Raw genomic sequence first — 8,219 nt, 5'->3', positions numbered from 1 at the left:
ACCAGCCTCCCCCGCGCCTCAAACTCCCCCAGAGCTTCGCCTGGGAGGTACCCCCAGGCGAGGCTGAAATTGCCCACCCAGGTGCGCAAAACCAGCCTCCCCCACGCCTCGAACTCCCCCAGAGCTTCGCCTGGGTGGGGGTGCCCCCAGGCGGAGCCCAGGGGGAGTACCCCCAGGCGGGGCTGAACTTTACGCACCCGGGTCCGGACCCTCAGCCTGTCCGGCGCTTGAGGACGGACCCTTGCGTCGGGAGTGATGACGCAGCGCACCCGGGTGCACAAAATCAGCCCGTTGGGGGTCCCCCCGGACGAAGTCTGGGGGAGATTGAGGACACGCCCGGAGGGCGTGCCGTCCGGACGGCGGAAAGGAGCGGGAGAGGACGTGCCGGAAGGAACGGGGCAGGCCCGGGCACCGGGGGCGGCATGGGCACGCCGGGGCACGGCGCGTGGGGCTTGGCTCACGGGCCAGGCGGCTGGGGTCAGCGGAAGTGGCGGAGGTAGACGTCGGTGCCGGGGGCGGCGGAGGGGCCCGGGGCGATGTCCGGGGACCAGGAGAGGAACGCGAGGACGCGCGCGTGCCGGTCCAGGGCGCGCGGCAGCACCCTGGCGAGCCCGGGCGCACCCGTGACGTCCGGGATCGCGAGCCTGGTGCGGCCCGTGCGCAGGTCGCGGAGATACCAGCCGCGGGAGGCGTCCGTGCCCGCGCTGAACACCAGCTGGCGGCCGTCCCCGCTCAGGGAGCCCAGCGTCGTCTGCTGCCCCGGCGCCGGCCCGTCGATCCGGCGGATCGTGCCCTTCCGCAGATCGCGGACGAAGACGTTGAAGCCCGCGCCGTTGGGGTCCGCCGCCGGCACGAGATTGGTGGCCGACGAGTGGAAGACGGCGTACCGCCCGTCGGGCGTGATCTCCGCCTCGTAGGACTTGCCGTTCCCGGGGGTGCCGTCCGGGGCGGCGTCCAGGCGCCGGGACTCTCCGGTGCTCCGGTCCCAGAGATGCGCGCTGGACGGCGGGTACTGGATCGGCGCGGCGCTGAGGTCGGTGTAGACGAGCTTGCCGCCGTCCGCGCTGATGCTGGGCTCCCCCGCCTGCCTGCTGCCGAGGATGCGCAGCTCACCCGTGCGCATGTCGCGGATGGCCGTCTTGCGGGCGGGCCTGCTCGCGGACTCGTAGACGTGGAAGGCGACAAAGCGCCCGTCGGCGCTGACGGTCGGGGCGTACGCCTGGACGAACCCGTCCCCGAGGTCGCGCCCGACATAGGTCAGCGCCCCGCTCCGGCGATCCTTGAGATAGATGCCCCGGGACTGCTTCAGCCCCGGGACGCCGAGGTTGGCCGCGTCCGTGGCGAAGGCGACATAGCGCCCGTCCGCGCTGATGGCGGCGCGCTTGCTGTGCCCGTCCCCCTGGGTTCCGTCGGCGGTGACATTGACCCGCTCCGTACGACCGCTGCGCACATCGCGTACGAAGATGTCGTCGAAGCCGTTGGTGTCGCCGGGGACCAGGTTCGTGGCGCGTGAGGTGAACACCGCGAAGCGGCCGTCGGAGCTGAGGGCCACCTCGTCCGAGCGCTGGTCGGCGCCCTGGGTGACGCGTTCGGTGAAGGGTCTGCGCGGCGGCGCGTCCTGGGCGTGCGCTCCGGTGGGCACCAGCAGTGCGGCGGCGCAGACGGAGGCCAGGGCCGTGGCGACGGCGGCGGCGGTGGTTCCGAGTCTCATGTTCCCCCCGAAATCATGAACTCCCGGCCCTCGCCGGGAGGTTCATAAGATCAAAGCGCACCCGTCGCGTGGCCACAATCAGCTCGAATACGTACAACCTCGGCTCAAGATCGAGCGTCCGCGTAGGACCGGCTCAGGCACCCGACACGACCCGTCAGGCGGTCGGCACCTTCGCGGGCACACCGGCCGCCGGGGCACCCGCGCCGACCCGGTTCAGGTCGATGTCCCGGGTCTCGCGCATCGTCAGATACACGATCAGCGAGACCGCCGCGCACCCCGCCACGTACCAGTAGAAGCCCGATTCCACCCCCGAGTCCTTGAACCACAGGGCCACATATTCCGCCGTCCCGCCGAACAGGGCGTTGGCGATGGCGTACGGCAGGGCCACGCCCAGCGCCCGTACCCCCGTCGGGAAGAGTTCCGCCTTCACACACGCGTTGATCGAGGTGTAGCCGGTGATCACGACCAGGGCGAGCAGGGAGAGCCCGAACGCGGGCCAGAACGAGCCCGCGTGCTGGAGCAGGGTCATGATCGGGACGGTCAGGAAGGTCGAGCCGATGGCGAAGGTGATCAGCAGCGGGCGGCGGCCGATCCGGTCGGAGAGGCGGCCCGCGAAGGGCTGGAGGCAGGCGAAGACGATCAGCGCGCAGAAGGAGACCAGGGTGGCCGTCTGCTTGGGCAGGCCCGCGGAGTTGGAGAGGTACTTGGTGAGATAGGTGGTGTACGTGTAGTACGCGACGGTCCCGCCCATCGTGAGCGCCATGACCAGGAACGCCTCGCGCTTGTGCGCCAGCAGCGCCTTGATGGTGCCCTTCTCGCCCACGGGGGTGTCGTCGGCGGACTCCTCGTACACCTCCGTCTCCAGCATGTTGCGCCGCAGATAGAAGACGACGGCCGCGCCGAGCGCGCCGATGATGAACGGGATGCGCCAGCCCCAGCTGTGCAGCGCGTCGTCGGACATCGTGCGCTGGAGGATGATCTGGAGGCCGAGGCCGAGGATCTGTCCGGCGGTCATCGAGACGTACTGGAAGCTGGAGGCGAAGCCGCGGTGCCGGGGGGCGGACGCCTCGGTGAGATAGGTGGCGCTGGCCGCGTACTCACCGCCGACGGACAGTCCCTGGAGCAGCCGGGCGATCAGCAGGACGGCGGCGCCTCCGTAGCCGGCGACTCCGTAGGTGGGCGCGATCGCGATGAGCAGGGCCGATGCGGACATCAGGGTGACGGTGAGGGTCAGCGCGGCCTTGCGGCCCTTGCGGTCGCCGACCCGGCCGAGGAGCCAGCCGCCGACCGGGCGCATGAAGAAGCCGACCGCGAAGATGCCCGCGGTGTTCATGAGCTTGGCGGTGTCGTTCCCCTCGGGGAAGAACGCGCCCGCGAAGTAGGTGGCGAAGCTCGCGTAGACGAACCAGTCGAACCACTCGACCATATTTCCGGCCGACCCGACCCAGATCTTCTTCCAGTGCTCTCGTCCCATGGGGGGAAACCGTGCCGGAGGGGTCCCGGGGCGACAAGGGTTGCACGGGCAACGATGAGATGTACTTGCGTGCGTTGCGTTCCCCCGGTGGTGACGGGCCGGATACGGCCTTTCAAACCTCCGCACACAGAAGCGATTCCGCCAGGAATTCGCTTACGTGACCGAGAACTTGCGCTCGCCCGGTGTCGGCGGGACCGCCCACGACATGGACGCTGAAGCCGTCGAGGAGAGTACGCAGCCGGGTGGCGAACCGGTCGGGGTCGACGGGCCGGAACTCCCGTTGGCACACCCCCTCGTCGAGCAGTGTCACCAGATCCCGATGCCAGGCGCTCCCGATCGCCGCCTGACGGGCGCGGGCGTCGCCGTCCGCGTTCCGTGAGCGGTTCCAGACCTCCAGCCAGAGGCTCCAGTGGGGGTCGCGCGGCCCCTCCGGGACGTACAGCTCGATATACGCGGTGAGGCGTTCGGCGGCGGGGGCGTGCCGGGAGAGCAGCGCCGCGCGCCGGGCGCCGAGACGGCTGCCGCTCCACTCCAGGGTGCGCAGGAGGAGTTCGTCCTTGGTGCGGAAGTAGTAGAGGAGGTGCCCGCTGCTCATTCCGACGTCCCGGCCGAGTCCGGCCATGGTCAGCCGCTCGATGCCCCGTTCGGCGATGGTGGCCATGGCGGCGGCGAGGACGGCTTCCCGGGGCGGGGCGACGTTGCGCCGCCGGGCGGGCGTCATACCCGGGCCTTCGGCGTACGGGCCCTGGCGGGCGCGAACCCCGGCCCCGGCGCGGGGAGCGAGCGGGTCACGGACCGCGGGCCCGGCCCGGGGAGGGGGCGCCTGGCGGGGAGTGGGCACGCCGGACCGCCGTCGCCGATCGCGTGGAGCAAGATCTGCACGCGTATGTTCTACCCGATCTTCATCAGCCACCGTGGGGGATCCGGACACCCCGGACCAGGGGCGACGCGACGCGTGTCACCCCTGGCCGCGAAGACCGGCCGGAAAGGATCTTGACGACCCGGACGCCGCCGCGCGCGGGCAGGGGGTCAGCCCAGTTCGTGCATCCAGCCGTGCGCGTCGGCCGCGACTCCCGTCTGGATGTCGAGCAGCGCCTTGCGCAGCTTCATCGTGACCTCGCCCGGCTGCCCATCGGCCTGGGTCCAGTCCCCGCCCGCGGACCGCACCGAGCCGACCGGGGTGATCACCGCCGCCGTACCGCAGGCGAAGACCTCGGTCAGCGTGCCGTTCTCCGAGTCGCGCCTCCAGTCGTCGGTGGAGATCCGGCCCTCCGCGGACTCGTAGCCGAGGTCCTTCGCGAGCTTGAGCAGGGAGTCACGGGTGATGCCGGCGAGGAGCGAGCCGGTCAGCTCCGGGGTGACGATGCGGTTCCCGTACACGAAGTACAGATTCATCCCGCCCATTTCCTCGACCCACTTGTGCTCCAGCGCGTCCAGCCAGACGACCTGGTCGCAGCCCTTCGCCGCCGCCTCGGCCTGGGCGAGCAGGGAGGCCGCGTAGTTGCCGCCGGTCTTGGCGAAGCCCATGCCGCCGGGGACCGCGCGGACGTAGTTCTCGGAGAGCCAGACGGAGACGGGGCGGACACCGCCGGGGAAGTACGCGGCGGCCGGGGACGCGATGACGAGGAAGAGGTACTCGTTCGCGGGCTTCACCCCGAGGCCGACCTCGGCCGCGATCATGAAGGGGCGCAGATAGAGCGATGCCTCGCCGCCGTGCGCCGGGACCCATGCCTTGTCCTGCTGGACCAGGGCGTCGCAGGCCGCGATGAAGGTCTCGGCCGGCAGCTCAGGCATCGCCAGCCGGCGGGCGGAGCGCTGGAAGCGCTCGGCGTTGGCGTCGGGGCGGAAGGTGGCGACCGTCCCGTCGGGGCGGCGGTACGCCTTGAGGCCCTCGAAGATCTCCTGTGCGTAGTGCAGGGTCATATTGGCGGGGTCGATCGAGAGCGGCGCATACGGCGTGAGCTGCGCGTCGTGCCAGCCCCGCCCCTCCGTCCACTTGATCGTCACCATGTGGTCGGTGAAGTGGCGGCCGAACCCGGGGTTGGCCAGGATCGCCTCCCGCTCTGCGTCGGACAGCGGATGGGAGGAGGGCTTCAGCTCGATCGTGGGCGTCGTCATGAGTGCAATGTCCTTCACCGGTTGGTTTGTGACGGACCGCGCTCACGCCGCTACAGGTGCTAGGACGTCCGAGTACTCCCGCGTACCACGGTCCGCCTCGATTATCACTGATCACTCGAACTGTTGAGCGCGAGAAGGGGTGGAACGACAACAAAGGGGACAACGGCGTGAAAACGGTCCAGGGATGATGGTGACACCCGGAGCCGCACAGGAGAAGCCGCCGGGTGCTTGTGCGACCCGGCGGCTTCGTGGAAGCGTCGGGTCAGCCCGCTACTCGTACCGCGAGCGCGTCGCCGATCTCCTCGGTGGTACGGACGGTCGTGCCGCGTTCCGCGAGGTCGGCGGAGACGGCGTCCTCGACACGGACGGCCTCGGCCTCGAAGCCGAGGTGCCGCAGCAGGAGGGCGACGGAGAGAATCGTGGCCGTGGGGTCGGCCTTGCCGGTGCCCGCGATGTCGGGCGCCGAGCCGTGCACGGGCTCGAACATCGACGGGAACGCGCCCGTCGGGTTGATGTTGCCGGAAGCGGCCAGGCCGATACCGCCGGACACGGCGGCGGCGAGGTCGGTGAGGATGTCACCGAAGAGGTTGTCGGTGACGATGACGTCGAAACGCTCCGGCTGGGTGACGAAGAAGATCGTCGCCGCGTCCACATGCAGATAGTCGGTGGTGACGTCGGGATACTCCTGGCCGACCCGGTCGAAGATGTTCTTCCACAGGTGGCCCGCGTAGACGAGGACGTTGTTCTTGTGGACCAGGGTCAGCTTCTTGCGGGGGCGGGCGTTGGCCCGCTCGTAGGCGTCGCGGACGACGCGCTCCACCCCGTACGCGGTGTTCAGGCTGACCTCGGTGGCGACCTCGGCGGGGGTGCCGGTGCGCAGCGAGCCGCCGTTGCCGGTGTACGGGCCCTCGGTGCCCTCGCGGACGACGACGAAGTCGATCTCGGGGCGGCCGGCCAGCGGGGTCGCGGTGTTCGGGAACAGCTTCGACGGACGCAGATTGACGTAGTGATCGAAGGCGAACCGGAGCTTGAGCAGCAGCCCCCGCTCCAGTACGCCCGATGGCACGGTCGGGTCGCCGATCGCGCCGAGCAGAATCGCGTCGTGGCCCTTGAGGGCCGCCAGCTCCGCGTCGGGGAGGGTTTCACCCGTGCGGTGCCAGCGCTGGGCGCCGAGGTCGTACTCCTTGGTCTCCAGCTTCACATCCTGCGGAAGCACGGAGGACAGGACTTTCAGGCCCTGGGCCACGACCTCCTGGCCGATGCCGTCACCGGGGATCACTGCGATGTTGAGGCTGCGAGACATGATGGCACCCTACTAGTCGTCCCAGCCCATGACACCGCGCGTCCACTTTTTGGACATGGGCCTTGTGGTGGACGTGCGTCGGAGCTTCAGGCCCTGGGTACCAGGGTCCGTCCTCAAACGCCGGACGGGCTGATTTTTGGACCAGGAAGAGCCTAGTGGCCGGTGGCGCCGCCGTTGTCGCGGCGGTCCAGGGCGCGCTGGAGGGCCGCGGCGGCGTTCTTGCGGTCGGACTCGCTCGTACGGCGGGAGGCGTGACGGACTCGGCGGGCGGTCTCAGCGGACATGATGATCGACTCCTTGAGATCAATGAGATTTCGAAGGCGCCGGGTGGGGCGGGGAGCGTGCCGCAGGGGTTGCCTGCCGGGGGCACGGGCTCACGACCGCCATTCGCTGGATCGAGCGAGACGTTCGGCTGCTACCAAGCTAGGACAGGTACGCGCTTCTGTCTCCACAAATAGTCGGACTTCCTACTATCTGAGACGGCGATCATGGAAGGGGCAGGTCAGCGAGGTCCGCTCCTGGAGTGGTGGGGGCGGGCCCGGGTCGGTGGCCACGGACCGGCGGCCCGGAGCCCTGGCGGGAACCCGGGTCGGCCGCCACGGACCGGCGGCCCGGCGTCCGGCCGCCCTGGCCGGTCCCCCGAGCCGCTCCCGGCTCCCGGATCCCCGGCGAGTTCGGCGGGGGGTCAGTGCGGAGCGGAGGTGTGGACGGTGCGCGACGACTCGTTCATACGCTGGAGCCTCTCAGGCCCCACGGATCGCGGATACTCATGAGCGAACTGAGTATCCGTCCCGTGTTGACACCCCGGGCACCGGGCGACAGTTGGCCCCATGAACGGCCTCTACGCTCTCAAGCCCTGGTACGCGGCCCGGCTCTCCGGAGTCCGCGGCGCGCTCGCCCGCCGTGCCGTGTCGCCGGACACGCTCACGGTGGCCGGTGTGGTGTGCGCGGCCGGTGCGGGCGCGGCGCTCGCCTGGCTGCCCGCCCCCGTGGCCGTACTCCCGGTCGCTCTGCTGCTCGCGGCCCGGCTCGCGTTCGCCAATCTCGACGGCGCGCTCGCCCGCGACACGGGCCGCACCACCCGGCGCGGCTCGCTGCTCAATGAACTCGGCGACCGGGCCGCCGACCTGGTGGTGCTGGCCGGGTTTCTGACGCTGGCGCCGCCGGGGCTGGTCGCGGTGGCCGCGCTGGCGGCGACGCTGCCGTCCTGGGTGTCGCTGGCGGGCGCGGCGGCCGGGGCCCCACGCCGCAACGGCGGCCCGGTCGGCAAGACCGAGCGCTGTCTGCTGGTGGCGGTCGCCGCGGCGACGGGATGGGCGGTGCCGGTCCTGATCGTCATCGCGGCCGGTTCCGCGCTCACCGCGCTGGTCCGTATCGGGTGGCTGTGGAAGGAACTGGCCGCATGAACGGGGTCATGCTCGCGGGTGAGGCGATGGGGCGGGCGGTTCCGCTGGTCGCGGGCGCGCTGGGGGCGAGCGGGATCGCGGTCGCCGCGCTCCCCTCCCGGGTCCGGATGCGGGCGGAGCTGCGCAGGCGCTGGCGCACGTGGGCGATCGCGGCTCCGGTGTTCCTGGGGGCGCTGTTCCTGGGTGCGGGCGGGGCGTTCGCGCTGG

The 8,219-nt window shown here is 70.8% G+C and carries 7 protein-coding genes and 1 pseudogene; 2 read left to right on the top strand and 6 right to left on the bottom strand.

Annotated elements, in window-relative coordinates:
• Positions 1-478 precede the first annotated feature (478 nt).
• The 6 genes from ACWF94_RS26130 to ACWF94_RS26105 form a co-directional block, all read right to left on the bottom strand.
• On the bottom strand, positions 479-1,711 hold the full coding sequence (locus ACWF94_RS26130; protein WP_453493230.1) for a TolB family protein: 1,233 nt from the start codon (positions 1,709-1,711) through the stop codon (positions 479-481).
• 154 nt (positions 1,712-1,865) lie between these two features.
• Positions 1,866-3,185 carry an MFS transporter gene (locus ACWF94_RS26125; RefSeq protein ID WP_453493227.1) on the bottom strand — a complete coding sequence of 440 codons (1,320 nt, stop codon included), beginning with the start codon at positions 3,183-3,185 and terminating at the stop codon, positions 1,866-1,868.
• 112 nt (positions 3,186-3,297) lie between these two features.
• Complete coding sequence (locus ACWF94_RS26120) at positions 3,298-3,906, bottom strand: TetR/AcrR family transcriptional regulator (RefSeq protein WP_453493225.1); 609 nt, start codon at positions 3,904-3,906, stop codon at positions 3,298-3,300.
• A gap of 308 nt (positions 3,907-4,214) precedes the next feature.
• On the bottom strand, positions 4,215-5,303 hold the full coding sequence (locus tag ACWF94_RS26115) for a branched-chain amino acid aminotransferase (RefSeq protein ID WP_453493222.1): 1,089 nt from the start codon (positions 5,301-5,303) through the stop codon (positions 4,215-4,217).
• 262 nt (positions 5,304-5,565) lie between these two features.
• Complete coding sequence (locus ACWF94_RS26110) at positions 5,566-6,606, bottom strand: 3-isopropylmalate dehydrogenase (protein ID WP_453493219.1); 1,041 nt, start codon at positions 6,604-6,606, stop codon at positions 5,566-5,568.
• Positions 6,607-6,758: 152 nt separating this feature from the next.
• Positions 6,759-6,890, bottom strand: a complete 132-nt coding sequence (locus ACWF94_RS26105; RefSeq protein WP_453493216.1) for a hypothetical protein — start codon at positions 6,888-6,890, stop codon at positions 6,759-6,761.
• A 546-nt stretch (positions 6,891-7,436) separates the two neighbouring features.
• Here ACWF94_RS26105 and ACWF94_RS26100 point away from each other — a divergent pair.
• Together ACWF94_RS26100 and ACWF94_RS26095 are read left to right on the top strand one after the other, a co-directional pair.
• Positions 7,437-8,012: a CDP-alcohol phosphatidyltransferase family protein gene (locus ACWF94_RS26100; RefSeq protein ID WP_453493213.1), complete on the top strand. Its 576-nt coding sequence runs from the start codon at positions 7,437-7,439 to the stop codon at positions 8,010-8,012.
• Positions 8,009-8,219 (top strand): annotated as a pseudogene (locus ACWF94_RS26095) (phosphatidate cytidylyltransferase); the annotation flags it as partial. The gene ACWF94_RS26100 and the pseudogene ACWF94_RS26095, both read left to right, overlap by 4 nt.

This window comes from Streptomyces sp. NPDC055078, from assembly GCF_053607985.1.
Note: the sequence above shows the minus strand (reverse complement) of the source record. Positions and strands in the feature narration are given on the sequence as shown.

Excerpts from the sequence above, each read along its gene's own strand:
- ACWF94_RS26130 (WP_453493230.1), bottom strand. The coding sequence starts at position 1,711 with ATGAGACTCGGAACCACCGCCGCCGCCGTCGCCACGGCCCTGGCCTCC.
- ACWF94_RS26125 (WP_453493227.1), bottom strand. The coding sequence starts at position 3,185 with ATGGGACGAGAGCACTGGAAGAAGATCTGGGTCGGGTCGGCCGGAAAT.
- ACWF94_RS26120 (WP_453493225.1), bottom strand. The coding sequence starts at position 3,906 with ATGACGCCCGCCCGGCGGCGCAACGTCGCCCCGCCCCGGGAAGCCGTC.
- ACWF94_RS26115 (WP_453493222.1), bottom strand. The coding sequence starts at position 5,303 with ATGACGACGCCCACGATCGAGCTGAAGCCCTCCTCCCATCCGCTGTCC.
- ACWF94_RS26110 (WP_453493219.1), bottom strand. The coding sequence starts at position 6,606 with ATGTCTCGCAGCCTCAACATCGCAGTGATCCCCGGTGACGGCATCGGC.
- ACWF94_RS26105 (WP_453493216.1), bottom strand. The coding sequence starts at position 6,890 with ATGTCCGCTGAGACCGCCCGCCGAGTCCGTCACGCCTCCCGCCGTACG.
- ACWF94_RS26100 (WP_453493213.1), top strand. The coding sequence starts at position 7,437 with ATGAACGGCCTCTACGCTCTCAAGCCCTGGTACGCGGCCCGGCTCTCC.